Consider the following 24,530-nt stretch of genomic DNA (forward strand, 5'->3'; position numbering starts at 1 on the left):
GCCCCAAGTTTCCTTGCCCCCCTTGGGGGGTGGGCTGGGCGAAGCCTGGCCCAGGGGGCGGTCATTTGTGCCCGAGACCCACGTGGCATGGACTCTGTGCGAGACCCGCTCGGTGCTGGTGGCGAGCCCCGACTACCTGCAGCGGCGGGGCGCACCGGCCGACCCCCAGGCTCTCGCGGGCCACGACTGCCTGGGCTATCGGCGGGCCGGCGGCGTGCTGTCGTGGCGTTTCGAGCCGGCCGGCGGCGGCGCCCAGGTGAGCGTGCCGACCCGCGGCTGCTTTGCCGCCAACAACAGCGAGGCCCTGCGCGAGGCTGCCATCGGTGGCCTGGGGCTGGCGGTGCTGTCCGATTTCACCGCCCAGCGGGCGCTCCTCGATGGCCTGCTGGTGCCGGTGCTGCCCGACTGGCGGCCGGTCGGGCTGTTCGGCGACAGCCTGTGCGCGATCCGCCCCTACAGCCCGACGGTGCCGAAGGCGGTGCAGGTGTTCGTGGCCTGGCTGCGGGAGGCGCTGAAGGAGGGCTTCCCGCTGCCGCGCTGAGCTTGGACCGGCGGCTTCAGCGCCCCGTGACCGGCGTCACCGGCAGGCTGGCCGGCCAGGTGCCTTTGGCGCTGGCGCGGCCGCCGTCGAAGACCAGCCAGCTCTGGGCGCCGTAGTGGGGCAGGCCGCGCTGGAGGGCGTCCAGTGCCGCGGTGCCTTCGGCGGAGATCACCGCCAGCGGCGCGGTACGGGTGGCGGTGGGGCCCAGCGTCCACACCTGGGCGCTGCCGCGGCTGGCAACCTCGGCGGGGCGAGGCGGCAGGCCGGCGGTGGCGAGGGCGCGGTCGACCTCGGCGTGGGTGCCGGCCAGGATCACCGGCTCGCGGCCGTTGAGCGCGCTGGCGAGCGGGGTGCCGGTGGGAGCGTTCTCGAGCAGGCGGCGGGCGAGGGCGTCGACCGAAGCGCGGGTGTCGGTGTCGGCTGCGGCATTCACCAGCCGCGGCGCGGCCGCGCCTATCCACTGGCGCAGGATGGGCGGCAGGCTCCCTGGCGGGAGGCGGCGCCAGACGCGGGTGTCGGGGTCGAGGCGGACGCCCTGGGGGGCGAAGCCCAGCCGCAACGTGGCGCTGGCCCGTGGGCCGGCCAGGCTCACCCAGTGGATCTCCCGGCGCCCGGGGGCGAGCACCTCGACCGGCAGGCGCAGCGGGTGGGCCGGGGCGTCCTGCGCGAGGTTCAGGGTGAGCTGGTGCTGCGAGCCGTCGGCGCGGGTGATGGCGCTCTCGATGCGCACCGCTGGCAGGGCGCGCTGGTTCAGCCAGGCCTCGAAGAACGGCCCGAGCGCTTGACCCGAGGCGCCCTCGAAGGCCGCCTGCAGCTCGCCCCAGCCGGCGGTGCGGAAGCGCTGGCGGGCCCAGAAGCTGCGGATGCCCTCGCGGAAGGCCGCCTCGCCGATGCGGTCCTGCAGCATCACAAAGAGCATCGCCGCCTTGCCGTAGCCCACCGCCGCCTCGGCGCCGTGGCTGCGGGAGCGGAAGTCGCGCAGCGCGGGCTGGCCGTCGGCGGGCAGGGCGAGGGCGTCGCGCAGCCAGCCCAGGCGCATCTCGGCCGCGGCGGCGGGCGATTCGTCCAGCTTGTAGGCGTAGTCGGCCATGAAGGTGGTGAGGCCTTCGGACCAGTTGCCGCGGCGGTAGTCCACATACACCCCGTTGCCCCACCAGTTGTGCAGCACCTCGTGGCCGAGGGAGGTCTTGCGGATGAAGGGCAGGCGCACCACCGCCTCGCCCAGGTAGGTGAGGGTGGGCATGCCGAAGCCGGTGGGCAGCGGGCCGGCCACCACCGAGAAGTTGTCGTAGGGGTAGTCGCCGATGGCCTGGCTGTAGCGGCGGATGTAGGCCGCGCTGTCGTTCAGCCAGGCCTCGGCGAGGCCCGGCGTGGCGTCGAGCGCCGCCGCAAAGTAGGTGCGCAACACCAGCGGCGGGGCGCCCTCGCGGGCGACGTTCTTTTCGCGCACGCGCCAGGGGCCGGCCATCAGGTCGATGCCGTCGGTGGGCTGGCGCATCTCGAAGCTGGCCTGGTAGGGCTCGCCGGGCCGGGCCGGTGGGGTTTCGGCGAGCAGCTTGCCGGCCACCAGGCCGCGCTGCTCACCGGGCAGCGACAGGCGCAGCCGGTAGCCGAACATCTCGCGGGCCTGGGGGTACCAGCCGCTGCCGGCGGGCAGATAGCTGCCCTCGGGCGAGCTCATCGGCGGCATGCGCTGCAGCACGCTGCGGTGGTCGCGCTGCAGATCCAGCGGCGGCAGCTGGCCGGCGTAGTCGATCTGCAGCGGCGCGCCGCCCGCGGCCTGGCGGATGCGCCACTGGCGAAAGCCCACCGGCCCCCGCAGCGCCTCGGCCGTCAGCGCCCGCCCACCCGCCGAGGCGCCGGTGACGCGCAGCGATTCATGCAGCATGAAGCGGAAGTCGCCCTCCGGCGGGCTGAGCCGGGCGCTGGCCTTGAAGGCGCGGCTGGCCGGGTCGAGGCTGACGTCGAGCTCGATGAGGCCGTCGGCCCGGGCCAGGCTGGCCGCCATGAGTGACAACAGCGGCAGCAACAGCAGCACGGCGAGGCGGCGCGACCAGCGGCGGAATGCGGCGGGCATCGGCGCGCCCTCAGGGCTGGGGCTGGGGCTGGGGTTGAGCCGAGGTCGGCGCTGGCGCCTGGGGCGGGAAGCGCACGATGATCTCCACCTCGCCGTCCTTGCGCGCCACCTTGAAGGGCAGCCAGGTGCCGGGCGGCTGGCGGCGGATCGCCGCGCTCACCTCGGCGCTGCTGCCCGGCGCCCGCCCAGCCAGCTCGACGATGCGGTCGCCCGCCTTGAGGCCGTAGGTTTCGGCCAGGCTGCCGGGGTTGAGCTGGGCGATGCGCACGCCCTTGCCCTGGTCTTCGAGGGTCACGCCCAGGCGCGGTGGCTCGAGGTTGGCGGCCGGCCGGTCGGGCAGCACGAACACCGCGTGGGCGATGCCTGGCTGCAGGGTCTGGCACTCCTCGCGGCCGGAGGCGGGCAGTAGGCTGGTCACCCGCTTGACGCCCAGGGCGCGCAGCTGGTGGGGCACGCCGTGCTCGAAGCGGATGTGCCCGCTGCCCATCACGCCCACCACCAGCGGCCGGCGCTGGCCGGCGGCGGGGGCGCCGAGGCGGGCCGCCAGCGCCTCGGCCATTGCCCGGTCCCAGGTGAGCTGGGCGTCCAGGAAGTTCTCGAAACTGTTGTCGCCCTTGCCCGCCTGGCGCCGGCCAGCCAGGTGGCTGCGGTGCAGCTCGCGCAGCAGGTCGCGGTAGGCCGGCAGGGCCGCGGCGGGGCGGCCGACGCCTTCGCGCTCGGCGGCCGGCACACCCTGCCAGCCCTTGTCGGCAATGGCCCGGGTGAGCTTCTGGTCCACGTTGAGGGCGACCATCGGGATGCGGTTGATGCGGGCAAACTCGAACAGCGGCAGGTAGAGCTGGGGCGGGAAGTTCCACACCTGCTCCCACTCGGCCTGGGTGATGAACTCGCGCACGCCGAGCTGCCCGTCCACCCAGCGGTCGAGCACCGGCTGCAGGCGGCGCGGGAACATCTCGAAGCCGATCGCCATGTCGGGCCGCTGGGCGTGCAGCGCGGCGAGCACCTGCAGCTGCCAGCGGTGGTGGTCGTCCTGGTCGTGCTGCTCGCCCAGCAGCACGACATCGCTGGAGGCTGCTTCGCTGAGGGGCCCGGCCGGCAGCGTGGGCTGCAGGCGCTTGCCGCTGGTGAGCAGCCAGCGCCCGGTCTCCTTGCAGAGGGCGGCATCGGCGGCCTTCGGTGCCGGCGGGGCGGCGCTGGCGAGACTGGCGCTGGCGGCGAGCAGGGCTGCGCCGATCAGGTGGAGGGGTTTGAGCCGGGGCATGGTCGGGTTTCCTGGCATGGAAGGGGCAGGGTTGGGGCTCAGTCGCCCAGCGCGATCACGCGCACGTCGAGCCGGAAGGGGCCCGCCTGGCGGTCGGCGATGAGGAGGCCGATCTGCTTGATCTGCACTGCCGTGGGCGGCTCGGCGCTGGCGGGGCGGCCGCGCCAGGTGGCAACGAAGCCCTCAAGCGGCAGGCGTACCACCGCCCACTCGCCGGCCGGGGGCTGGAAGCTGGCCTGGTGGGCGATGCCGTCGAAGCCGCCGTCGGTGCGCAGGTTGAACTTGTAACGCCGCCCGTCGCCGCGTACCTCGAGCAGGCAGGCGAGCGCGCCGACGGCAGTCTCCGGGACCTCGGCCAGGGCGCGCACCGAGGCGAAGCCGCCGTTGTTCTCCAGCGACACTTCACCCGCAAACACCCCGTGGCCGGCCGGGTCGTGGCGCATGTGGCTCGCCGACACACCGCCCATCACGCGGTCGTCGATGGCCTGCCAGGGGACGACGGCGGCTGGGGTGTCGAAGCGGTAGAGGGGGTATTTCATGGCGGTGTGGGCCTTGGCGGTGGCGTTGGGTGTCTGTGATCGGTTGCTGTGTTGCAGAGGCGCTTGCGGGAGGTTCCTGCAGGGGGTTTTTGTAGAGGTTGTTGCAGGGGCGGCTTCAGTCGCCCGCGGACTCCGATCAAAGGCATGCCTGTGGTCAACGAGGGGAGGGCAACTGAAGTCGCCCCTACACGAAGGCGGCGGTCTGGTGCTTGCTCGCACGTACTGCGGCTGAAGGATGTGCCGTCGCCTTGACGCATCTCTTTCCCCCGCAACGATGACGGTGCCCGTCTCATCGGCCGGCTGCCTCAGCCCGGGCTGCCCGCCGCGTGGCGCAGGAACAGCCCGCGGATGTCCACCCGCGCCCCGAGCCTTGCCGCCAGCAGATACAGCCCACCGATCTTGCGGTGGAGGAAGAGCGCGTCCACCGGCGGGGTGTGCCAGAAATCCCGGTCGGTGCCCAGCTGCATGCCGGCGTCGCGCATGCGCTGGGCGAGGCTGGAGCGGCCGAAGTCGTAGAGGCCCTCATGGCGCAGGGGTTCGCAGGCCTGCACAAAGATGTCCAGCACCAGGCGGCGGTGCCTGTCCTCGATCTCGGCGCCGAAGTAGCCGATCTCGCTGGCCGCAGCGTCGAGGCCGGCGCGGTCGCCCGCCATGCCGGCGCCAAGCAGCCGCCGGTAGGCCTCGACGAGGGCTGCGTCGAAGCGCCGGGTGGCGCCGAAGTCGAGCAGCACCAGCCGGCGGCTGGCCGGGTCGTACAGATAATTGGCGAGGTTGGGGTCGGTCTGGACATGCCGGAACGCAAAGATCTCATTGAACAGCAGCTCGAACAGCAGATGCGCCACCCGGTCGCGCTCGGCCTGGGGCGCGGCCTCCAGGGTGTCGAGGCTTTGCCCTTCGACCCGCGACATGACCAGAACGTTCGTCGTGCCGAGCCCCTCCACCACCTCGGGCAGCGTGAAATCCGGGTTCCCGGCCAGCAGGCTGCGGTAATGCCTGAGGTGGGCGGCCTCCTTGAGGTAGTCGGCCTCGTCGTGGAGCTGGCGCTTGGCCTCGTCGAGCAGCGGCGCGATGTCGAGGCTGGCCGGCAGCAGGCCCGACAGGCGCAGCAGGGTGGCCACGTTGTCCACGTCGCTGGAGATGCTGCGGGCGATGCCCGGGTATTGCACCTTGATCGCCAGGCGGCGCCCGTCGAGGGCCTCGGCGGCGTGCACCTGGCCGATCGAGGCGGCCGCCATCGGCGTGAACGAGAAGCGCGAGAAGTGCTGCGTCCAGTCCTTGCCCCAGTTGGCCTCCAGCACCGTGACCAGCTGGCTCATCGGCATCGGCTGGGCGTCGGCGCGCAGGCGGGCGAGGATCTGGCTGAGCTCCGGCGGCAGCAGATCGCCGGCGTCCATCGACAAGAGCTGGCCCACCTTCATCGCCGCGCCGCGCAGCTGGGCCAGCTGGTCGGCCACCCGGCGGGCGTTGGCGGGGGTAAGCAGCAGCTCGCCCACCGACGGGCGCCGGCCCTGGGCCAGCTGGCGCAAGCCCTCGGCGAGCATGCCGCCGGCCACGCCGGAAGCCAGGCTGCCCAGCCGGGCGAGGCGGGAGATGCGGCTGCTCGGCACCGCGGTGCCGGCCTTGGTGGTGGGCGTTGTCATCGGTGGGCTCCCGCTGGTGTGCTGAGGGTGAAGGGCCGGGCAGCCTGCAAAAACTGCACAGGGCTGGCGGCGGCTGGGTTGGTCAGTGCATCTTCCTGGCGCTGTCGGCGTTGGACGTGGCGAGGCATCGATCCGTCGATGCGCCCTGTAGGTGCCCCTGCAACACATCCCCGCGGCGCGTGCCGGAAGATACTGGGCTGTCGAACTGATGTAGCCGACGCAGGGGCGACTGAAGTCGCCCCCAAAGTTGATGTGATCAGTCATCTGCCAACGCTGACATTACCTTCATCTTAGGCGCCGCAGCCTTGTTTTGTCTAGGACAACAAGGCTTCGCTTCAGCGCAAACTGCGGATCTCCTCGAAGTTGCCGTCGGCGAGCTGCCCGTCGGGGGTGAACACCAGCTGCAGGATCACGTCGGTGCGGCCGCCGAGCCAGTCGGTGCCGACCGGGATCTTGCCAAAGATGCACGGCCCGCCGCGGGCCGGCAGCTGGGCGGCCATCGCGCTCTTGCGGCCGAGCTCGTCGCACTCGGCGGCGGTCTTGATGGAATAGGTGGTGGGGTGGCGCTTGAGCTCGGCCTCGGCGGCGGTGATGCTGAGGCCCGGCTTCAGCGCCTCGCGCAGCTGGGGCACCAGCGGCGAGGGCGCGGCGGTGCAGGCGGCGAGGGCGGCGCAGGCAACAAGCAGGGCGAGGGTGCGGTGGCTGTTCATGGGGCGCTCAGGTTTGGCTGGAGGCTTCGGCGAGGATCGCGGCGAGCAGCCGCCAGGCCTTGCCGACCGATTCGATCTCGACCCGCTCGCCCGGCGCGTGGGCGCCGCGGATGGTGGGGCCGAAAGAGACGATGTCGATGCCCGGGTAGCGGGCCGCGATGAGGCCGCACTCGAGGCCGGCGTGGATCACCTGCACCGTCGATTCGGCGCCGAACTCGCGGCGGAACACCTGCTGCGCCAGCGCCAGCAGCGGCGAGCCGGGGTCGGGCCGCCAGCCCGGGTAGTGGCCGCTGATGTCCACCTGGCTGCCGCTCAGCGCAAACAAGCTGGCGATCTCGTCGGCGAGGGCCTGGCTGCCGCTGTCCACCAGCGAGCGCACCATGAAGTTGCAGTGCCCGCCGCCCGGGCCGAGATCGACCATGCCCAGGTTGTTGGACGTCTCGACCACCCCCGGCACCGCCAGGCTGCGCCGGCGCACGCCGTGGGGCGCGGCGTGCAGCGAGGCCAGCCACACCGCCTGCTCGCCGGCCGCCAGCACGGCCTCGGTGGTGCCTGGCGCGACGCTGAGCGTGATGCCCGCGTCGACGCCGGCCAGCTCGCTCCGCAGCAAGGCCTGCCAGCGGTCGAGCGCAGCCGCCAGCGCCGGGCCGTGGCCTGCGGGCAGGCACAGGGTGGCGCGAGCCTCGCGGGGCAGGGCGTTGCGCGCGGTGCCGCCGGTGAGGCTGGCGAGACGCAGGGGCAGGTTGGCCTCGAGCCCGCGCAGCACGCGCACCAGCAGCTTGATGGCGTTGCCGCGCTCCTCGTGGATGTCGACGCCCGAGTGCCCGCCGCGCAACCCGGCGAGCCCGATCTGCCACGCCTCGAAGCCGCCAGGCACGGGTTCGCCTGCACCGCTGCGGGAGACGTTCACGTCCAGCCCGCCGGCGCAGCCCAGGTAGAACTCGCCCCAGTCCTCGGTATCGAGGTTGAGCATCAGGCGGCCCTGCAGCACGTCGGCGGCAAGGCCGTGGGCGCCACCCATGCCGGCTTCTTCGTCGACGGTGAGCAGCGCTTCGAGGGGGCCGTGCACCAGCGTGGCGTCTTCGAGCGCAGCGAGGATCAGCGCCACGCCGATGCCGTTGTCGGCGCCCAGGGTGGTGTCGTCGGCAATCAGCCAGCCGTCGGCGAGGCGGGGGGTGATGGCGTCGCGGCTGAAGTCGTGGGCGGTGCCGGCGTTCTTCTGGCAGACCATATCCAGGTGGGCCTGCAGCACCACGCCGGGGGCGTGCTCGCGGCCCGGGCTGGCGGGCTTCTTGATGATCAGGTTGCCGGCGCCATCCACTGTGGTCGCCAGCCCGCGCGCTTCCGCCCATGCGCGCAGATGCTCGCGCAGCGGCCCCTCGGCCTTCGACGGGCGCGGGAAGGCGCACAGGGTGGCAAAGTGCCGCCAGATGGGGGCGGGGGCGAGGCCGGCAAAGGCCGGGGGCAGGGGTGGGGTGGCAGGCATGACGTGGGTCGGGCTGGGGGAAGAGCCGGCAGCATCCACGGGGCGGGGGCGCAGCGTCAAGCCCGCAGGAGCTGCCGCCAGGTTTGCCTGCGCCGCCCGTCTGCCCTTACCCTGCCGCCTGCCATGGCCCACAGCATCTCCTCCCCCGTCCACAGCGAGCTCATCATCAAGAAGAGCCGCTTCATCGGCTGCGTGCAGCCCGTAGCCGGCCGCCCTGCGGCCCAGGCCATCGTGGCCGGGTTGCGCCTGCAACACTCCGGCGCGGCCCACGTGTGCTGGGCGCTGCTTGCCGGAGGCCAGTCGGCCGCGGTGGACGACGGCGAGCCCTCCGGCACCGCCGGCCGCCCCATGCTCGACGTGCTGCGCCACCAGGGCCTCGAAGGCGTGCTCGCCACCGTGGTGCGTTACTACGGCGGCGTGAAGCTCGGCGCCGGCGGGCTGGTGCGCGCCTACACCGACTGCGTCGCGCAAGCCGTCAAGCAGGCCGACAAGGTGCCCATCCTGCGGCTGCGCGCGCTGCACTGCGCCGTGCCCTACGCCCTCGAAGGCCTCGTCCGCCGCGAGATCGCCGCCGCCGGCGGGCGGCTCGACGACATCCGCCACGGCGAGGCGGTGGCCTTCGACATCACGCTGGCCGAGGCGGCGGCGGATGAACTGATCGCCCGGCTGGGCGAGGCATGCCAGGGGCGGATTGGGTGGGAGGCGCCTGAGTAGGGTGCTCACCGCGCCGTTGGCTTCCGGTGCGGGTGCTGGCGTCCTTATCGGCGCCTTGTGATCGATCGACGCGGCAGCATGCATCGATATCGCAGCCTTGTGATAAATCAACGCCGCAGCTGTTGTCGATATCGATAGCCATTTACCTTATGTCAGCGCCTGGTTAAAAGGTAATTAGCTATCGTTGACGTCATAAGCCGCCGCGATAAAGGCCAACAAGCCGGCAACATCGAATCACAAGGCGCCGATATCGATGCACGCAGCGCAGATATCGACCAAAGCCGGCGCGTTACACGCCAAGGCCGCTGCAACAACGACGCCCGCGGTCACAACAAGAAAGCTTGTGGCCGCAACAAAGCTTCGAGCTTCGCCAACAATTGCCCAAGCCTTTGCCGCATCGATGCCGGCGCTTCCAACAGCAAGGCACCGGGGCGCGACAACAGCCCGCGCGCACCCGACATCAAGCCACGCGCTTCCGGTTTGCCGCTCCGCTGCCATGGGCTAGAGCCCAGCGCAATGTAATATCCTGATATCTTGCAATGAATACGCGTTGGGGGTAATGTCGGGTCTCGAGGAAACGCAGGGCCGCCCCAAGTTTCCTTGAACTCCCTCGGGGGGCGGGCTGGGCAAAGCCCGGCCCTGGGGGCGCTAAGTAGCACCTCAATTCGACACGATCATCCCGCACCAGGAGACACGCATGTCCAAGACCCCCAGCGGCCGCGTCCCGGCCAAGATCATCAACGAAGACATCCAGGCCTTCCACGGCCTCGGCACCATCCAGGGCTACGCCCCCCACGACCCCGACCTCACCCTCGAGGCCATCACCGCCACCTACGACGAACTCATGGCCGACCGCGCCGCCCTGGTCCGCGCCCAGATCGCCCTCGACATCATCCGCGACAAGATCGGCAACACCGAGCAACGCTTCCACAGCCAGATGCGCGGCTCCAAAGACTCCGTCCGCGGCCAGTACGGCGACGACTCCAACGAACTCGCCGCGATGGGGCTGAAGAAAGCCTCGGAGAAAAAGCGAGGCAGCAGCCGCGGCAAACCGGCGGAGGAGTAAATCAAGGAGAAGAGGGCGGGCGGAGGCCCGCCTTTTTGGGGGGTGAAAGGAGGAAGGTTTGCAGGGAGTGAGCTAGGACTGCTGTCGGCCAGGAGCGGACGGTCGCCACCCGATTCGGATAGCTGCCATTCTTGCGGAACGGTATGCTCCACTCCTCCTTGCGAGTGGTTTCTGCTTCTAAACAGTCACTTGCAGAAAATGTTATCCGGCATCCCGATTTTATGCGGCAGGACTGTCGCCCTAAAACAAAGTTATGCCTTCAAGATCGCATCACTCACCATAGGAGAAAGAAATGAGCATTCCTGCAACTGGTTGGAAAAATAAGGCTGGCACTGCCGATCGAGGATGCAAGTGCGGCACATGGAAAGACCACTGGATCAAGTTCGCGAAAAAATCGTGGCCTGCTACCTGCTCGGTACAAAACTGCTCAAGCGCTCCGACGCTTGGTGCTCATGTCATTAATTCCGCAGTAACCGGCGAGCGGATTGTTCCTATGTGTGATTCATGTAACAAGCTCAGTGGCACATTCACGCTCAAGGGTTCTATTACTGTCCCAAGCGCAAACAAGTCGGAAACTTGTGAGAAGGCATAACCCGGCAGTCGAGAGGGACAGCCCAAAGGCTGCGCTTTTGGGTACCCTCCGCGCTTCGCGCTCCGGTTGCCCCTCACTTCCGCGTTGGGCCACAAGGCTACCGACCCTGAAATGCAGCGCATCCTCAAACAGCAACGAGCAGTAGGGAGGCTCTATGTCTGATGCAATCGGATTCGAGATTGATTTTCTTCCCGTCGGAAATGGCGAACGCAGCGGGGACGCAATTGCCATTCGCTATGGATCACCCGGAGACTACAAGGTATTGGTGTACGACGGTGGCACAAAAGAGTCGGGGCAAGCCCTGGTCGACCACATTAAGAAGTATTACGGCACAACCCGTGTCGACTATGTTGTCAACTCCCATCCCGATTCAGACCATGCATCTGGATTGTCGGTGGTTCTCGAGCAGTTGGAGATAGGCGAATTGTGGATGCACCAACCGTGGAAGTACTCCAGTGTGATTCTGGACTATTTCAAGGATGGTCGAATAACAGACAACAGCCTTGCTGAACGGCTTAAGGACAAGATGGCTGCCGCTTATACGTTGGAACAATTGGCCGAGGAGAAAGGCATTCCCGTATATGAACCATATCGAGGAGCGACAATCGGAGAGTTTGTCGTCTTGTCGCCCGAAGAAGATTGGTACGTGCATGATCTGATAGCCGAGTTTCAAAAGTCGCCGGAATCCAAGAAGTCCGAGTCAACCGCGACAGACGGACTTGCTGGAATCTTCGAGGCGGCAAAGAAGGCAGCCGCTAGCGCCGTTGCTTGGATTACCGAACACTGGGGCATCGAGTTTCTACGAAATGACGTTCAGACCAGTGCTGAAAATGAAAGCAGCGTTATTCTCTTTGGCCTACTCGATGAGAAAGGAATACTTCTCACCGGCGATGCCGGAATTAGAGCTCTCGATGCAACTGCGGCTTTTGCAGAGTCGAAGAAGGTATCGCTTCCGGGCGTTCTGCATTTTGTGCAGGTACCACACCACGGAAGTCGGAATAACGTTTCCACAACCGTGCTGGACAGAATTGTCGGGCCAAGAAAATCTGCCGATGATGGCGTGACGAGCAAGACTGCATATGTTTCTGCGAGCAAGAAGTCCAGCACTCACCCGAGAAAGGTTGTCGTCAACGCATTCATACGACGAGGTGCCAAAGTTGTAGAGACAAAAGGACAATCAAAGCGGTATCACCACAACATGCCCGCCCGCGAGGGCTGGGTTCCCGTAACTCCGCTGACATTTTCACAACAGGTAGAGTCATGGGACTAGACTTCCTTGAGAAACTCACCAACACATATGAACGCAAAGCACGCCTATATCCCGTTTTTCTGTTGCTGGCTCCAGTTGTGATGCTGGTTGTTGGGGTGTACGGTGTGGCGCTTGAGTTGAAGGCAACCGTCGCCGGAACGCTTGCGACCTTTGGCGTCTTCTACTTGGCCGCGTCTATCGTCCGAGAAAATGGCAAGCGGCTGGAAGACTCTCTCTTCACGAAATGGGGTGGAAAACCAACGACTCAGATATTGCGGCACGGCAATACTGAGATTGACCCTGTTACAAAGGCTCGATATCACGCTTTCCTTTCCAAGCACCTCGGAGTTGAATTTCCCTCTAAGGCTTCTGAAGAGAACGATCCAGAGGGCGCAGACCACATATATCAGTCTGCCACCAAGTGGCTTCTCGATCGAACGCGCGACAAGAAGACATTTGCGTTGCTCTTCGATGAGAACGTTGCGTTTGGGTTTCGACGGAATTGCCTCGGCATAAGGCCATTTGGAATTGCAGTTTCTGCAATCACATTAGCTTGGTCATTGACCAAGAGCGATGTGATAACCGCTCAAGGAATAGATACTGCTTCCCTTGCTAGCCTGTCGATCGGTACGAGCGTTTCGCTGGCAGTGTCCCTCTGCATGCTTTTCGTATGGACATTCTTTGTCACGAAAGAAACCGTCAAGACGGCCGCTTTCGGTTATGCGCATATGCTTTTTCGGTCCTGCGATGTGTTGCCCAAGAAGAGATGACCAATGCATTATGGTCCAACCCATCATTCCACCGGACCTGCGCGAAAAGCCGCGCAGGCCGGTGAATTCAGACGTTGAACGACAGCATTCCTCAAAACTCAACGGCCGCTTTGGTCGATAGCGGTCATTAATCGAGGTAGTCTTGTCTGCCCACGCCGGCCCTCTCCCACGACGTCGGGTCACGCTGCGCTGACCCGACCTACAAAAGCTACAAAAGCCCCGCAGCCTCACCCCACAATCCCCCGCACAACCCTTCCCACCTCCGCCAGCGTCGCGTCCCGCGCGGCGCTGTCCACCGCGCTGTCGGCGAGGTAAGCCGAGACGATCAGCGGCGCGCGCTCGGGTGGCCACACGACGCCGCTGTCGTTGGCGTCGCTCTGGAAGGTGCCGGTCTTTTCGCCGACGCGCCAGGTGTCGGGCAGGCCGGCCCGGAGGCGTTTGCCGCCGGTGGTGTTGCCTTCCAGCCACTTGGTCAGCAGCGCGCGGGAGGCGGCGCTCAGGGCGTCGCCGAGCACCAGCTTGTGCAGATTCATCACCATCGCGCGCGGGGTGGTGGTGTCCATGGGTTCGTCGGGGTGTTTTACGTTCAGCTCGGGCTCGCGGCGGTCGATGCGCGTGACGCTGTCGCCCAGGGTGCGCAGGTAGGCGGTGAGGGCGGCGGGGCCGCCGTAGCTGTCAAGGATGAGGTTGGCGGCGGCGTTGTCGCTGGTGGTGATGGTGGCTTCGCACAGCGCCGCGAGGCTCATGCCCGGGTCGCCCACGTGCCTTTCGGTCACCGGCGACCAGGGGATGATGTCGGCCGGGGTGATGGGGATGCGTCGGTCGAGGGATTCGAGGCCGCGATCCACCCGGTGCAGCACCAGCGCGCTGGCCAGAAACTTGAAGGAGCTGAGGGTCTGGAAGCGTTCGTCGGCGCGATAGCCGTAGGTGGCGCCATCGGCGGTGTCGAGGACGTGCACGCCGAGCCGCCCCCGCGCTTCGGCTTCCAGTGTCTGCATCTGGGCGAGGATGCGGGCCTGCAGGGCAGGGCGGGTGCCCTCCGCGCGTGCGTGCCGGGGTGCGATCCCGGTGCCGAGGGCGGCCGACGACAGTGCCGCGAGGAAGCGTCTTCTTGTAAACATCATGGGTTCTCCTCATGCGTCATGCCACCGCTGCCTGCGGAGTTCTTGAACGCCGCTACCCAGGCATGTCGGGGCGTGCAGGTGCGGCCTCAGCCGCACTCCGGGGGCCAGACGGCCGCGGATTATTGTTCGACCTCCGCCTGCGGTTGAAGCCGCACCCGCAGGGGCGTGTGCCGGGTTTGAATGCGGGGATTATGCCCCGGGCAGCTGCTTTGGCTGTCCGTGCGCGGGCTTTGTCTTGTGCTTGGGTCCGCCTGCAAGGGGGGCGAATGTGGGTCGGCCTGGCGTAGTTCAGGCTGCGGCATGGGCGCGGGCGTGAAATGTTGAGTGGCCCGCCGCAAGAGGCGCAGCGCGGGGGTGTTGACATAGATCAAAATGAACGTATGATTAAAACAACTGTTTGATTTGTGTCTTCCCTCCCTCCCATCACCTGTTCAAGAGCCGGCCATGCGCGAAGACACGTCAAAGAATTCAATCGACACCCGCAGCCGCATCCTCGACGCGGCCGAGAGCCTGTTCATGGAGTACGGCTTCGACGGCACCTCGATGCGCCTGATCACCGGCCAGGCCGGGGTCAATCTGGCGGCGATCAATTACCACTTCGGCTCCAAGGAGCTGCTGTTCCAGGAGGTCTTTCGCCGCCGGCTGACCGATCTCAACCGGCGGCGCATCGCGGTGCTGGACGCCCTCGAGGCCGAGGCCGGCGGTGCGCCGCTCAAGCCGAGCCGCATCGTCGAGGCCTTCTTTGGCGAGGCGCTGCGCATGGCGGCCGACGTGGAGGGCGGCGGCCACACCTTCATGCGCCTGTTGGGGCGCACCTACACCGAGCCGAATGATTTTGTGCGCCAGTTTCTGGCCGAGGAGTACGCCGAGTGCGTCGACCGTTTTCTGGCGGCGCTGTACCGGGCGCTGCCCGAGGTGGAGCGCACCGAGATTTTGTGGCGCTTCCATTTCATGATGGGGGCGATGTCCTACGCCATCGCCGGCACCGATGCGCTGCAACTTCTGGCCGGTAAGTTCGACGACGAAGACCCGGCCCGCCTGGCGTCGCGGCTGATGAGTTTTCTGCTCGGCGGCCTGCGGGCGCCGCTGGCCGACCCGGGCCCGGCCTGAGCCACGAAGTGATAAAGAATCCATAAAACAAGCGGGCTGCAAAGACGGCACCGTGTAAAGGAGACAGCAAATGGCTTACTGGTTTCTGGTTACCTTCCCTCCCTTGGTGGTCGCGCTCGCCTACGGGCGAGCGCCATTTTTTGCCTGGTACGGGGTGGGGTTGGCGTGGCTTGCGGCCTTGGCGTGGCTGGCCGGCTGGCCGCCGGCGCTGGCGGCGGGGGCGCTGGCGGTGCTGGGCGGGGTGGGCGCGGTGTTCCTGCTGCCGGCGCTGCGCCGCGGCGTGGTGACGGCGGGCATCTTCAAGGCTTTCCGCAGGGCGCTGCCCTCGATGTCGCAAACCGAAAAAGACGCGCTGGAGGCCGGCACCGTGTGGTGGGAGGGCGAGCTGTTTGGCGGGCGGCCCGACTGGCAGCGCCTGCTGGCTTTCCCCAAGCCGGTGCTGAGCGCCGAGGAGCAGCGCTTTCTGGATGTGGAGACCACCGAGCTGTGCCGCCTTACCCGCGACTGGGAATGCACCCAAAAGCAGGACATGCCCGACGAGGTGTGGCGCTACATCAAGGACAAGGGCTTTTTGGGGATGATCATCCCCCGCGAATACGGCGGCAAGGGCTTCTCGGCGCTGGCCCACTCGGCGGTGGTCACCAAGCTTTCCACCCGCTCGTCGGCGCCGGCGGTGACGGTGATGGTGCCCAACTCGCTGGGCCCCGCCGAGCTGCTGCTGCACTATGGCACGCCCGAACAAAAGAACCACTACCTGCCGCGCCTCGCCCGCGGCGACGAGATCCCGGCCTTTGCGCTCACCAGCCCGTGGGCGGGCTCGGATGCGGCGTCGATCCCCGATGCCGGCGTGGTGTGCAAGGGCATCTACCAGGGCCGCGAGGTGCTGGGGATGCGGGTCAGCTTCGACAAGCGCTACATCACGCTGGCGCCGGTGTGCACGGTGTTCGGGCTGGCCTTCAGGTTGTTCGACCCGCAGCACCTGCTCGGCGAGGTGGAGGATATCGGCATCACCTGTGCGCTGGTGCCCCACGATCACCCGGGCGTGGCTATCGGCCGGCGGCATTTCCCGCTCAACGCGGTGTGGATGAACGGGCCGATCCGTGGCACCGATGTGTTCATGCCCCTCGAGTTCATCATCGGTGGCCCGGCGATGGCGGGGCAGGGCTGGCGGATGTTGATGGAGTGCCTGGCGGCGGGGCGGTCGATCTCGCTGCCGGGCTCCAACACCGGTATGCAGAAGATGACGGCCCGCGCGGTGGGCGCCTATGCCCGCGTGCGTTACCAGTTCAAGACGGCGGTGGGGCGCTTCGAGGGCGTCGAGGAGGCGCTGGCCCGCATCGGCGGCAACACCTGGCTGTCGGACGCGGCGCGGGTGATGACCGCCGGCGCCATCGACCTGGGCGAGAAGCCGTCGGTGGTGTCGGCCATCGTCAAGTACCACGTCACCGAGCGTGCGCGGCAAACGGTTAACGACGGCATGGACGTGATCGGCGGCAAGGGCATCTGCCTGGGGCCGCAGAACTTCCTGGGGCGCGCCTACCAGCAGATCCCGGTGGCGATCACCGTGGAGGGCGCCAACATCCTCACCCGCAGCCTGATTTTGTTTGGCCAGGGGGCGATCCGCTGCCACCCGTATGTGCTTGAAGAGATGCACGCGGCCCGCGAGGGCGACCTCGCCGGCTTCGACGCGGCGCTGTGGGGGCACGTGGGCTTCAGCGTCAGCAACGCCGCCCGGGCGCTGGTGATGGGGCTCAGCGGGGCGCGCTTTGTAGGTGTGCCCGAGGGCGTGGCCCCCGAGGCGCGCCATTATTACCAGCAGCTCACCCGCATGTCGGCGGCCTTCGCCTTTACCGCCGACCTGGCGATGGGCACCCTGGGCGGCTCGCTTAAGCGCAAGGAGAAGCTGTCGGCCCGCCTCGGCGACGTGCTGGCCCAGATGTACCTGGCCTCCTGCGCCCTCAAGCGCTTCGAGGACGAAGGCCGCCCGGTGGCCGACCTGCCGCTGCTGCATTGGGCGCTGCAGGACTGCCTGTTCAAGGCCGGCGAAGCCTTCGAGGGCGTGATTGCCAACTTCCCCAACCGGCTGTTTGCCGCCTTCCTGCGGCGGGTGGTGGTGTTTCCGCTGGGCAAGCCGTGGGTACCGCCGTCGGACCAGTTGGGCCAGGACGTGGCGCGCCTGTTGATCGAACCCTCGGCCACCCGCGACCGGCTTACCGCTGATGTATATCTGCCCACCGACCTCGAAGAGCCCGTCGCCGCCCTCGAGGCCGCCTTTGCGGCCACCGTCGAGGCCGAGCCGGTCGAGGCCAAGCTGCGCCGGGCGATCAAGGCCGGGCAGTTCAAGCCGGGCCTGATGATCGGCGGCGGTGTGGATGCCATCTACACGGCCGCCCTCGAAGCTGGAGTGATCACCCGCGACGAGCACGCCACGGCCATGCGCCGCGGCATGCTGCGCGACAAGGTCATCCGGGTGGATGACTTCCCCTACGACTTCGACCTGCGCGCCGCGCTGGTCGATGTGGCCGAACCCCGCAAGGCAGCCTGAATGAACCCGCCCATCTACATCATCGACGGGGCGCGCACGCCCTTCCTGAAGGCGCGCAACGCCCCCGGCCCGTTTGCTGCGGGCGACCTGGCCACCGCCGCCGGCAGCGCGCTCTTGGCCCGCCAGCGCTTTGCCCCGGAGCAGCTCGACGAGGTGATCCTCGGCTGCGCCAGCCCTTCGCCGGACGAGGTGAACATCGGCCGCGTCGCCGCGCTGCGCATGGGCTGCGGCACCCAGGTGCAGGGCTGGACGGTGATGCGCAACTGCGCGTCGGGCATGCAGGCCATCGATTCGGCGATGGCCAACATCCACAGCGGCCGCTCGCAGCTGGTGCTGGCCGGCGGCGTCGATGCCCTGTCGCGGGCGCCGTTGCTGTTGTCCGACCCGATGGTGCGCTGGTTCGCCGGCTGGATGGGCGCGCGCAGCCTGGGGCAGCGCCTCGCCATGCTCAGGAAGTTCCGCTTCGGCTACCTGGCGCCGGTGATCGGCATCATGAAGGGCCTCACCGACCCCATCGTCGGCCAGCTGATGGGCCAGACCGCCGAGAACCTGGCCTGGCGCTTCGGCATCAGCCGCGACGAGATGGACGCCTACGCCGTCGAAAGCCACCGCCGCGTGGCGGCCGCCCAGGACGCCGGGCATTTTGCCGAGATCGTGCCGCTGATCGACCGCGACGGCAGCATCTACGCCAGCGACGACGGCCTGCGCCGGGACGCGTCGCTGGCCGGCCTCGCCAAGCTCAAACCTTTCTTCGACAAGAAGTACGGCCGTGTCACCCCCGGCAACAGCTCGCAGATCACCGACGGCGCGGCGTGGCTGGTGCTGGCCTCGGAGGCCGCGGTGGTGCAGCACGGCCTCACGCCGATCGGCCGCATCGTGGATAGCCAGTGGGCGGCCCTCGAGCCCGAGCTGATGGGCCTCGGCCCTGTGCATGCGGCCACGCCCATCCTGCAGCGCCACGGACTCGGGCTGAATGACCTCGACCTGTGGGAGCTCAACGAAGCCTTCGCGGCCCAGGTGATCGGCTGCCTGCGCGCCTGGCAGGATGACGTTTATTGCCGCGAGCGCCTCGGCCTGCCCGGCGCGCTGGGTGCAATCGAGCCGGCCCGGCTGAACATTGATGGCGGCGCGGTGGCGCTGGGCCACCCGGTGGGGGCGAGCGGGGTGCGCATCGTGCTGCACCTGTTGCAGGCGCTGCGCCGCACGGGCGGCAAGCGGGGCATCGCCACGATCTGCATCGGTGGCGGTCTGGGTGGCGCGATGCTGGTGGAGGCCCTGTGATGGCACTGCAACACTGGAAACTTGAGCGCGACGCCGAGGGCATCGCCTGGGCCACGCTGGACGTGGCGGGCAGCAGCACCAACACCCTGGGCAGCGCGGTGATGGCTGAGCTTGCCAGCCTCCTCGACGAACTCGACCGCCAGCCGCCCAAGGGCTTGGTGATCCGCTCGGGCAAGGCGGCCGGTTTCATCGCCGGCGCCGACATCGAGGAGTTCACCCGCATCGACTCCCCGGCCGCCGCCCGCGCGCTGGTGGAGCGCGGCTGGAGCCTGTTCAACCGGCTGGCGGCGGTGGCCTACCCGACCCTCGCGCTGGTGCGCGGCCACTGCATGGGCGGCGGCTTCGAGCTGGCGCTGGCCTGCCGCTACCGCATCACCGTGGACGAGCCCGCCACCCGCATGGCGCTGCCCGAGGTGATGCTGGGCATCTACCCGGCCTGGGGCGGAATGCTGCGCCTGCCGCGCCTGGTCGGCCCGGCGGTGGCCTTCGACCTGATGCTCACCGGCAAGGGCGTCGATGCCCGCAAGGCGAAGCGCCTTGGCCTCGCCGACGACTGCGTGCCGCCGCGGGTGATGGACAGCGCCGCCCGCATCACGCTGCTGTCGGGCCGCGCGCCGCGCGGGCTGCCCTTCATGCAGCGCCTTCTTAGCGGCCCGCTGAAGGGCGTCGTGGCCCGCCAGGCCCGCCAGCAAACGGCCGCCAAGGTGCGCCCCGAGCACTACCCGGCGCCCTTCGCGATCATCGACATCTGGGCCCGCCACGGCGGCAACGCGCTGGCGGTGCCGGCCGAGTCGCCGGCGTCGCTGGAGGCGATCTTCCGCTCGCCCACCGCCAAGAACCTGGTGCGGGTGTTCTACCTGCAGGAGCGCCTGAAGGCCTTCGGCAAGGATGCCGACTTTGCGCCGAAGCGGGTCCATGTGGTGGGCGCCGGGGTGATGGGCGGCGACATCGCCGCCGAATGTGCGCTGCGCGGCATGATCGTGACCCTGCAGGACCAGAGCATCGAGCGCATCGCGCCGGCCGTCGCCCGGGCCGCCAAGCGCTTCGAGCGCAAGCTGCGCGGCCAGCCGCGGGAGGTGCGCTTCGCCCTCGACCGCCTGATCCCCGACCCGGCCGGCCACGGCGTGGCCCAGGCCGACGTGGTGATCGAGGCGATCTTCGAGAACCTGGAGGCCAAGCGCGCGCTGCTCGCCGACATCGAGCGGCGCGCCCGGCCCGACGCGCTGATCGCCTCCAACACCTCCAGCCTGCGCATCGCCGACATCGCCGCGGCGCTTGTCGACCCGGCCCGGCTGGTGGGCGTGCATTTCTTCAACCCGGTGGCGATGATGCCGCTGGTCGAGGTGGTGCGCACCGCGGCCACCGGTGACGAGGCCTTCCGGCAAGCCGCGGCCTTCGTGCGCAAGCTCGACAAGCTGCCGTTGCCGGTGAGCGATGCGCCGGGCTTTCTGGTCAACGCGGTGCTCGGGCCCTACATGTACGAGGCCCTGCGCTGCGTGGACGAGGGCATCGCGCCCGAGGCCATCGACGCGGCGCTCACCGCCTTCGGCATGCCGATGGGGCCGATCGAGCTTATCGACACGGTGGGCCTCGACATCGCAGTGGCGGCGGGCAAGGCGCTGGCCGGGGCCGACGCGGTGCTGCCGCGGGCGCTGGCTGACAAGGTGGCCGCCGGCCAGCTCGGCAAGAAGAGCGGGCAGGGTTTTTACCGCTGGGAAGGCGGCAAGGCACAGAAGGCCGCCGCCCCGCGGGTGCAGGAGGGCCTCGCCGGGCGCATATTGGCGCCGCTGCTGGCGGCCGCCGAAAATTGTGTGGCGAAAGGGGTGGTCGAGGATGCCGATCTGGCCGACGCCGGGGTTATATTCGGAACCGGCTTTGCGCCGTTTACCGGCGGGCCGCTCAACCATTCCCGCGCAGCAGGGGCGCCGGGCCACTGAGACTCAATGCCTGGAGGGGTTTTGGCCTCCAGGCCCAGGATTCGCCCGGGGTTCGGCGCACCCCGTGGCACCCAATATTACAACCGCGCCAAACACGAGGAGACACCCATGAAGATGAAAACCATCGCCCGCCTGATGCCCTTGCTGGCCCTCGGCCTCGCCAGCGGCCATGCCTCCGCGGCCGGCTTCCAGCTGCTCGAGCAGAACGCCAGCGGCATCGGCAACGCCTACGCCGGCTCGGCCGCGGTGGCCGAGAACGCCAGCACGATCTTCTTCAACCCGGCGGGGATGACCCAGCTGAAGGATCGGGAGATCTCGGTGGGCTTCTCGGCGGTGCGGCCGACCTTCAAGTTCGACAACCGCGGTTCGAGCGTGGGGGCGCTGGGGGCGGCGGGCGAGGGCGGTGACGCGGGGAGCTGGGCTTTCATCCCCAATGGCTACATGTCGTGGGCGCTCAACAAGGACGTCTATGCCGGCATCGGCTTCGGTGCGCCCTTTGGCCTGGTCACCGAATACGACAACCCCTGGCTCGGCGGCGCCCAGGCGCTCAAATTCGACATCAAGACCTACAACATCAACCCGAGCATCGCCCTGCGCGCCACCGAGCGGGTGTCGATCGGCGCGGGCATCAGCATCCAGCGCATGGAGGTGGAGTACAGCCGGCTGGCGGCCGTGGTTTCGCCGGCGCTGGCCACCACCAAGGCGACCCTGTCTGCCGGTGACACCAGCTGGGGCTGGAACGTGGGCGCGCTGTTCACCCTCAGCCCGAGCACCAAGGTCGGTGTCTCGTACCGCTCGAAGATCCGCCACACGCTGGAGGGCGACCTGAGCGTGCGCGGCCCCGCCCAGGGTGCCAGCGCCGCCCTTACGTCGGGCAGCGCGAAGGCGTTTGTCGAGCTGCCCGACACCTTCATCCTGTCGGTGGCGCAGCAGCTCAACGACAAGTGGGAGATGCTCGGCGACGTCTCGTGGACGGGCTGGAGCAGCATCGACAAGGTGGACATCGTGCGCACCTCGGGCAGCCTGAGCGGCCGCACGGTGCAGACACTCGACACAGCCTTCCGCGATTCCTGGCGCTACGCCCTCGGTGCCAACTATCGCTTCAGCGATACCCTCAAGCTCAAGTTCGGTGTCGCCTACGACCAGACGCCGGTGCCTGACACCGCCCACCGCCTGGTGTCCCTGCCCGACGCCAACCGCACCTGGCTGACCACCGGCGCCCAGATCAAGCTGGACAAGGCCTCCACGGTGGACCTGGGGGCGGCTTACATCCAGGTCTCCGAGAGCCACATCGACAACAGGCAGGCGTCCCTCGGGCGTGGCGACGTGAAGGGCGTTTACGACGCCCGCGTGTGGATTCTCGGCGCCCAGTATTCGATGGCCTTCTGAGCCCTACCGCCGTGCCGGTTTCGTAGCGCTCCGGCACGGCGCAGCACAGTGCGACACCCATAAGAAATCAGGCCCTCCGCGGGCCGAGCCAAAAGGAGAAACGCGTGAGCCGATTGATCATTCGGAAGGTGGCGGTGCTGGGCGCTGGCGTGATGGGGGCGCAGATCGCCGCCCACTGCGCCAACGCCGGCGTGCCGGTGGTCCTCTTCGACCTGCCGGCGAAGGAGGGTGACCCTAGCGGCATCGCCCGCAAGGCCATCGACAGCCTCAAGAAGCTCGACCCGGCGCCCTTCGCCACCAAAGACAGGGCCCAGTTCATCGACGTGGCCAACTACGGTAGCGACCTCGAACAGCTGCGCGGCTGCGACCTCATCATCGAGGCCATCGCCGAGAAGCTCGAGTGGAAGCTCGACCTCTACGCCAAGGTCGCGCCCTTCATCCGCCCGGATGCGATCTTCGCCTCCAACACCTCGGGGCTGTCGATCGCCGCCCTCGACGCCGGCCTGCCCGAAGCCCTGCGCGACCGCTTCTGCGGCATCCACTTCTTCAACCCGCCGCGCTACATGGCGCTGGTCGAACTCATTGCCACCGCCCGCACCCAGCCGGCCATGCTCGACGACCTGGAAGCCTGGCTCACCACCCGGCTCGGCAAGAGCATCATCCGCGCCAAGGACACCCCCAATTTCGTCGCCAACCGCATCGGCGTGATGTCGATTCTGGCGGTGATGCACCACACCGCGCGCTTGGGCCTCGGCTTCGACGAGGTCGACGCCCTCACTGGCCCGCTGATCGGCCGCCCCAAGAGCGCCACCTACCGCACTGCCGACGTGGTCGGCCTCGACACCCTGGCCCACGTCGTCGGCACCATGCAGGCCACGCTGCCGGACGACCCCTGGCACGCCTACTTCAAGAACCCCGACTGGCTCACCGGCCTCATCGCCCAGGGCGCACTTGGCCAGAAGACCCGTGGCGGGATCTACCGGAAAGACGGCAAGACCATCACCGTCCTCGACGTCGCCACCCAGGCCTACCGCCCCAGCGCCGGCGAGGTCGCACCCGAGGTGCTGGCGGTCCTCAAACAGCGCAACCCGGCCGACAGGTTCGCCCAGCTCCGCGCCAGCAGCCACCCGCAGGCGCAGTTTTTGTGGGCGATCTTCCGCGACGTCTTTCACTACTGCGCGGTGCAGCTCGGCGCCATTGCCGACAACGCCCGCGACATCGACCTGGCGATGCGCTGGGGCTTCGGCTGGAGCACCGGCCCCTTCGAGACCTGGCAGGCCGCCGGCTGGCAGGCGATTGCCGCGGCCATCCAGGCCGACATCGACGCCGGCCTTGCGATGAGCAATGCGCCGCTGCCCGCCTGGGTCGTCGACGGTCGCCAGGGCGTGCATGCCGCTGCCGGTTCGTGGAGCGCGTTTGAATCCACCCTCAAGCCCCGCTCGGCCCTGCCGGTGTATGGCCGCCAGCTCTACCCCGAACAGGTGCTGGGCGAAGCCGCGCCCGACGCCGGCCTCACCCTGTGGGAGAACGAGGGCGTGCGCCTGTGGAGCCTGCCGGCGCGCGACGCGCGCATCGGCATCGTGTCGTTCAAGTCCAAGATGCACGCCATCGGCAACGAGGTGATGGACGGCCTGCTCGAGGCCATCGCCCGCGCCGAGCGCGACCTGGACGGCTTGGTGATCTGGCACGACGCGCCCTTCGCGGTGGGCGCCAACCTGCAGCAGGTGGCTGAAGCCTGCCAGGCCGGCCAGTTCGACCTCCTCGAAAAGACCGTCGCCAAGTTCCAGCAGGTCTCGATGGCCCTCAAGCACGCCGCGGTGCCCACCGTCGCCGCGGTGCAGGGTATGGCGCTGGGGGGCGGCTGCGAATTTGTGATGCACGCCAGCCATCGGGTGCTGGCGCTGGAGAGCTACGTGGGCCTCGTCGAGGCGGGTGTCGGGCTGATCCCGGCCGGTGGCGGCTGCAAGGAGTTCGCCCTGCGCGCCGCCGAGATGGCCGCCCGGGCCGCCGGTGGTGACGTGTTCCCCTTCATCCAGAACATGTTCCAGACCATCGCGATGGCCAACGTCTCGAAGAGCGCGCTGCAGGCCGTCGAGCTGGGCTTTGCCAAGCCCTCCGACGACATCGTCTTCAACGCCCGCGAGCTGCTGCACGTGGCCCTCCACCGCGCCCGTGCGCTGGCCGAGGCCGGCTGGCAGGCGCCGCCGGTGCAGCGCGCCGTGCCGGTGGCCGGCCGCAACGGCATCGCCACCTGCGAGATGATGCTGATCAACATGCGGGAAGGCGGCTTCATCTCGGCCTGGGATTACCGCGTCGCCAAGGCCGCCGCCACCGCCCTGTGCGGCGGCGAAGTGGACACTAACGCCAGGGTGCCCGAGCAGTGGCTCCTGGACGTGGAGCGCGCGCTCTTCGTCGAGCTGCTCAAAACCGAGAAGACCCAGCAACGCATCGTGCACATGCTGGAAACCGGCAAGCCGCTGCGCAACTGAGGGATGAACA

Annotated in this window: 18 protein-coding genes; 11 read left to right on the plus strand and 7 right to left on the minus strand. The window is 68.3% G+C overall.

Annotation, left to right across the window (positions count from 1 at the left end):
- Positions 1-82 precede the first annotated feature (82 nt).
- Entirely contained in the window at positions 83-541 is a 459-nt protein-coding gene (locus ZRA01_RS03570; protein WP_218028642.1) for a substrate binding domain-containing protein, read from the plus strand.
- A 16-nt stretch (positions 542-557) separates the two neighbouring features.
- On the opposite strand, the gene ZRA01_RS03575 is transcribed toward ZRA01_RS03570, so the two are convergent.
- The 6 genes from ZRA01_RS03575 to ZRA01_RS03600 all read right to left on the minus strand — a co-directional run bounded on the left by ZRA01_RS03575 (position 558) and on the right by ZRA01_RS03600 (position 8,254).
- Complete coding sequence (locus ZRA01_RS03575) at positions 558-2,618, minus strand: M1 family metallopeptidase (protein ID WP_141349390.1); 2,061 nt, start codon at positions 2,616-2,618, stop codon at positions 558-560.
- Positions 2,619-2,628: 10 nt separating this feature from the next.
- Complete coding sequence (locus ZRA01_RS03580; protein WP_141349391.1) at positions 2,629-3,879, minus strand: ChaN family lipoprotein; 1,251 nt, start codon at positions 3,877-3,879, stop codon at positions 2,629-2,631.
- A gap of 38 nt (positions 3,880-3,917) precedes the next feature.
- Entirely contained in the window at positions 3,918-4,418 is a 501-nt protein-coding gene (locus tag ZRA01_RS03585; RefSeq protein ID WP_141349392.1) for a CIA30 family protein, read from the minus strand.
- A gap of 305 nt (positions 4,419-4,723) precedes the next feature.
- Entirely contained in the window at positions 4,724-6,058 is a 1,335-nt protein-coding gene (locus ZRA01_RS03590; RefSeq protein WP_141349393.1) for an ABC1 kinase family protein, read from the minus strand.
- A 335-nt stretch (positions 6,059-6,393) separates the two neighbouring features.
- Positions 6,394-6,768 (minus strand): hypothetical protein, encoded by a 375-nt coding sequence (locus ZRA01_RS03595; RefSeq protein ID WP_141349394.1) that lies wholly within the window; start codon positions 6,766-6,768, stop codon positions 6,394-6,396.
- Positions 6,769-6,775: 7 nt separating this feature from the next.
- Entirely contained in the window at positions 6,776-8,254 is a 1,479-nt protein-coding gene (locus tag ZRA01_RS03600) for an aminoacyl-histidine dipeptidase (RefSeq protein ID WP_141349395.1), read from the minus strand.
- Between the two features lie 123 nt (positions 8,255-8,377).
- Between ZRA01_RS03600 and ZRA01_RS03605 the strand changes: the two genes are divergently transcribed.
- From ZRA01_RS03605 to ZRA01_RS03620, 4 genes are all read left to right on the plus strand, one after another.
- Complete coding sequence (locus ZRA01_RS03605; RefSeq protein ID WP_141349396.1) at positions 8,378-8,968, plus strand: IMPACT family protein; 591 nt, start codon at positions 8,378-8,380, stop codon at positions 8,966-8,968.
- A gap of 697 nt (positions 8,969-9,665) precedes the next feature.
- The gene (locus ZRA01_RS03610; protein ID WP_141349398.1) at positions 9,666-10,034 is read left to right on the plus strand and encodes a hypothetical protein; all 369 of its coding nucleotides are present in this window, start codon (positions 9,666-9,668) and stop codon (positions 10,032-10,034) included.
- A 746-nt stretch (positions 10,035-10,780) separates the two neighbouring features.
- Positions 10,781-11,896, plus strand: coding sequence for a ComEC/Rec2 family competence protein (locus tag ZRA01_RS03615; RefSeq protein WP_141349400.1), 1,116 nt, complete (start codon positions 10,781-10,783; stop codon positions 11,894-11,896).
- A complete protein-coding gene (locus ZRA01_RS03620) occupies positions 11,887-12,645 on the plus strand; it encodes a hypothetical protein (protein WP_141349402.1) in 759 nt (252 codons plus the stop codon). The genes ZRA01_RS03615 and ZRA01_RS03620 overlap by 10 nt, the downstream gene beginning before the upstream one ends.
- 227 nt (positions 12,646-12,872) lie before the next feature.
- Here the strand turns inward: ZRA01_RS03620 and bla are convergent, their stop codons facing one another.
- A complete protein-coding gene (gene bla / locus ZRA01_RS03625; protein ID WP_246093273.1) occupies positions 12,873-13,769 on the minus strand; it encodes a class A beta-lactamase in 897 nt (298 codons plus the stop codon).
- Between the two features lie 444 nt (positions 13,770-14,213).
- Here bla and ZRA01_RS03630 point away from each other — a divergent pair, with 444 nt between their 5' ends.
- From ZRA01_RS03630 to ZRA01_RS03655, 6 genes are all read left to right on the plus strand, one after another.
- Positions 14,214-14,879, plus strand: coding sequence for a TetR/AcrR family transcriptional regulator (locus ZRA01_RS03630; protein ID WP_141349404.1), 666 nt, complete (start codon positions 14,214-14,216; stop codon positions 14,877-14,879).
- 70 nt (positions 14,880-14,949) lie between these two features.
- Positions 14,950-17,424, plus strand: coding sequence for an acyl-CoA dehydrogenase (locus tag ZRA01_RS03635; RefSeq protein WP_141349406.1), 2,475 nt, complete (start codon positions 14,950-14,952; stop codon positions 17,422-17,424).
- The gene (locus ZRA01_RS03640; protein ID WP_141349408.1) at positions 17,425-18,705 is read left to right on the plus strand and encodes an acetyl-CoA C-acetyltransferase; all 1,281 of its coding nucleotides are present in this window, start codon (positions 17,425-17,427) and stop codon (positions 18,703-18,705) included.
- Entirely contained in the window at positions 18,705-20,642 is a 1,938-nt protein-coding gene (locus ZRA01_RS03645; protein WP_141349410.1) for a 3-hydroxyacyl-CoA dehydrogenase NAD-binding domain-containing protein, read from the plus strand. The genes ZRA01_RS03640 and ZRA01_RS03645 overlap by 1 nt, the downstream gene beginning before the upstream one ends.
- A 108-nt stretch (positions 20,643-20,750) precedes the next feature.
- Positions 20,751-22,031 (plus strand): OmpP1/FadL family transporter, encoded by a 1,281-nt coding sequence (locus ZRA01_RS03650; protein WP_141349412.1) that lies wholly within the window; start codon positions 20,751-20,753, stop codon positions 22,029-22,031.
- A 104-nt stretch (positions 22,032-22,135) separates the two neighbouring features.
- The gene (locus ZRA01_RS03655) at positions 22,136-24,520 is read left to right on the plus strand and encodes a 3-hydroxyacyl-CoA dehydrogenase/enoyl-CoA hydratase family protein (protein WP_141349414.1); all 2,385 of its coding nucleotides are present in this window, start codon (positions 22,136-22,138) and stop codon (positions 24,518-24,520) included.
- The last annotated feature ends 10 nt before the right edge of the window (positions 24,521-24,530 follow it).

It is taken from the genome of Zoogloea ramigera, assembly GCF_006539865.1.
Lineage (GTDB): Bacteria > Pseudomonadota > Gammaproteobacteria > Burkholderiales > Rhodocyclaceae > Zoogloea > Zoogloea ramigera.

Excerpts from the sequence above, each read along its gene's own strand:
- ZRA01_RS03645 (WP_141349410.1), top strand. The coding sequence starts at position 18,705 with ATGGCACTGCAACACTGGAAACTTGAGCGCGACGCCGAGGGCATCGCC.
- ZRA01_RS03595 (WP_141349394.1), bottom strand. The coding sequence starts at position 6,768 with ATGAACAGCCACCGCACCCTCGCCCTGCTTGTTGCCTGCGCCGCCCTC.
- ZRA01_RS03620 (WP_141349402.1), top strand. The coding sequence starts at position 11,887 with ATGGGACTAGACTTCCTTGAGAAACTCACCAACACATATGAACGCAAA.
- ZRA01_RS03580 (WP_141349391.1), bottom strand. The coding sequence starts at position 3,879 with ATGCCCCGGCTCAAACCCCTCCACCTGATCGGCGCAGCCCTGCTCGCC.
- ZRA01_RS03635 (WP_141349406.1), top strand. The coding sequence starts at position 14,950 with ATGGCTTACTGGTTTCTGGTTACCTTCCCTCCCTTGGTGGTCGCGCTC.
- ZRA01_RS03610 (WP_141349398.1), top strand. The coding sequence starts at position 9,666 with ATGTCCAAGACCCCCAGCGGCCGCGTCCCGGCCAAGATCATCAACGAA.
- ZRA01_RS03630 (WP_141349404.1), top strand. The coding sequence starts at position 14,214 with ATGCGCGAAGACACGTCAAAGAATTCAATCGACACCCGCAGCCGCATC.
- ZRA01_RS03585 (WP_141349392.1), bottom strand. The coding sequence starts at position 4,418 with ATGAAATACCCCCTCTACCGCTTCGACACCCCAGCCGCCGTCGTCCCC.
- ZRA01_RS03615 (WP_141349400.1), top strand. The coding sequence starts at position 10,781 with ATGTCTGATGCAATCGGATTCGAGATTGATTTTCTTCCCGTCGGAAAT.
- ZRA01_RS03575 (WP_141349390.1), bottom strand. The coding sequence starts at position 2,618 with ATGCCCGCCGCATTCCGCCGCTGGTCGCGCCGCCTCGCCGTGCTGCTG.
- ZRA01_RS03650 (WP_141349412.1), top strand. The coding sequence starts at position 20,751 with ATGAAGATGAAAACCATCGCCCGCCTGATGCCCTTGCTGGCCCTCGGC.
- ZRA01_RS03600 (WP_141349395.1), bottom strand. The coding sequence starts at position 8,254 with ATGCCTGCCACCCCACCCCTGCCCCCGGCCTTTGCCGGCCTCGCCCCC.
- ZRA01_RS03605 (WP_141349396.1), top strand. The coding sequence starts at position 8,378 with ATGGCCCACAGCATCTCCTCCCCCGTCCACAGCGAGCTCATCATCAAG.
- bla (WP_246093273.1), bottom strand. The coding sequence starts at position 13,769 with ATGATGTTTACAAGAAGACGCTTCCTCGCGGCACTGTCGTCGGCCGCC.
- ZRA01_RS03590 (WP_141349393.1), bottom strand. The coding sequence starts at position 6,058 with ATGACAACGCCCACCACCAAGGCCGGCACCGCGGTGCCGAGCAGCCGC.
- ZRA01_RS03640 (WP_141349408.1), top strand. The coding sequence starts at position 17,425 with ATGAACCCGCCCATCTACATCATCGACGGGGCGCGCACGCCCTTCCTG.